Origin of the sequence: Okeania sp. SIO2C9, from assembly GCF_010672455.1 — a bacterium.
Taxonomy (GTDB): domain Bacteria; phylum Cyanobacteriota; class Cyanobacteriia; order Cyanobacteriales; family Microcoleaceae; genus Okeania.
This window is the reverse complement of the sequence record NZ_JAAHGO010000204.1, coordinates 1-1792: the sequence shown is the minus strand read 5'-3', so window position 1 is coordinate 1792 and position 1792 is coordinate 1. Positions and strand designations below refer to the sequence as shown.

Below are 1792 nucleotides of genomic sequence, written 5' to 3'. Positions count from 1 at the left end.
TTGTGAGTATGGTAGGGGTAAATCTTGACATCACTCAACGGAAACAGGCAGAAGAATCACTACGGCGGCAGGCACTTATTTTTGAGAGTATTACTGATGGGGTTATCCTGACTAATTTAGAAGGTCAAATCATTGACTGTAATTCAGCGGCTGAAAGGATGTTCGGCTATCTCAAAGCTGAATTTTTAGGCAAAACTCCTGGAATTTTGCACAGGCCTGAAGATTCTGCTGTCCTGACGAAACAGATTATTGAGGGGATGAGGCGCAAGGGGCGTTGGTATGGCGAAATTAACTTCCTGCGCAAGGATGGAACTGAGGGTATTTGCGAAACAACGGTTGTACCGATGCTAGATGAGTATGGCAAGCTAGTAGCAACTATTGGCATCAACCATGATATTACTGAACGTAAGCAAGCTGAGGCAGCACTGGCAAATTTCAGTACCAACCTCAAACACTTACATCGGATTAATACTACTAGTTATAGAAACTCAGAGGATCTGTTTGCTGATTATCTAGAGACTGGATGCGAAATTCTAGGACTTTCCACTGGCATCATTAGTCAAATTGTAGACCAAGTCTATATTATCCTTGCCGTTAAAACTGATTGTGAAAATTTCTTACCTGGATTAGAGTTTGCCCTAGAAGATACTTATTGCCAAGCAGTAATCACACAACAAAAGACAATTATCTATACTCATGTTGGTGAGATCGAGGCAATGCAAACTCTTCCGGTGTACCAAAATCTCAAGCTAGAGTCATATATTGGTACTCCCATTTTCGTCAATGGCGAAATTTACGGAACACTCAATTTTTCCTCAATGAAGCCAAGAGGTAGCAATTTCCAGCCTCACGAACAGGAAATCGTTGAGTTAATTGCCCAAAGCATTGGTAAATTTATGGCTGCCGATTTAGCAGCAAGGGAGCGACGGCAGGCAGCTGAGCAACTGCGGCTTCAACACCGACGAGGGCTATTGTTTGCTGATTTGACGCTGAAAATTCGCCAGTCTTTGCAACTAGAAGAAATTTTACAAACTACGGTCACGGAAGTGCAAAAGTTTCTCCAAGCTGACCGAGTTGTACTTTTCCAACTTGACTCCAATGGTTTTGGAACAATAGTTAAAGAAGCAGTAGTTCCCGGTTGGCCGGTAATGCTAGGACAAAACATCGACGACCCTTGTTTTCGTCAAGAGTACCTGGAGCGATACCGTCAGGGGCCGGTTGAATGAAATTTTCTTGATGCCATCGGTCCAGGGAAGGACGCCCAGGTTGTCGAGCCGAACGATGCCGATGTGCAGGTGGCTTCGGCAGATACCACGTTCGGTTATGTGCAGAGATAGTGTGCCATCGATACTTGGGAGGCGTTTTTCTTTGTGGCTGTGGTTTTGGTGATCTCGTTTGTTGAATTCGTACAGACCGGTTTCGGTGAGAAGTCGACCGGACTGGCGTCCAGGAAAGGCCGAATATCCACCGCTACGGGCTTGGAAGAGGCCGGGGCGCTGGTCCGGCGCCCACCAATAAAATTCAGACGAAGATCCACGGGTGAATGCACATTCTCGGCCATGCGGACCGGCGACGAAATTGGCTGCGCTCGGCGCGTAGCTCAGCTGGGTTTTGACTTCCTTGCTGACGGACTGTGTCTCCAGATCGTACAGGTGGAGTTGACAATGGGAGCGGTTGGTGTCGGGTTTGCTGAGCACGAAAACCTGCTTGGCGTTGTGCATGCCCATGCAGATACCGATAACGGGATGTTCGAAGCGAGCGGGAATGGTCGTTTTGAGGGCGCCGGTTTTGA

General features: G+C 47.3%; 2 protein-coding genes. One reads left to right on the top strand and one right to left on the bottom strand.

The window, feature by feature from the left end; genetic code table 11:
• Positions 1 to 1226: PAS domain S-box protein (locus F6K23_RS40305; RefSeq protein WP_293166804.1), on the top strand; the 1226-nt coding region annotated here is incomplete at its 5' end.
• On the opposite strand, the gene F6K23_RS40300 is transcribed toward F6K23_RS40305, so the two are convergent.
• Positions 1152 to 1792 (bottom strand): hypothetical protein (locus tag F6K23_RS40300; protein ID WP_293166803.1); only part of this gene is annotated, 641 nt, incomplete at its 5' end. The genes F6K23_RS40305 and F6K23_RS40300 overlap by 75 nt on opposite strands.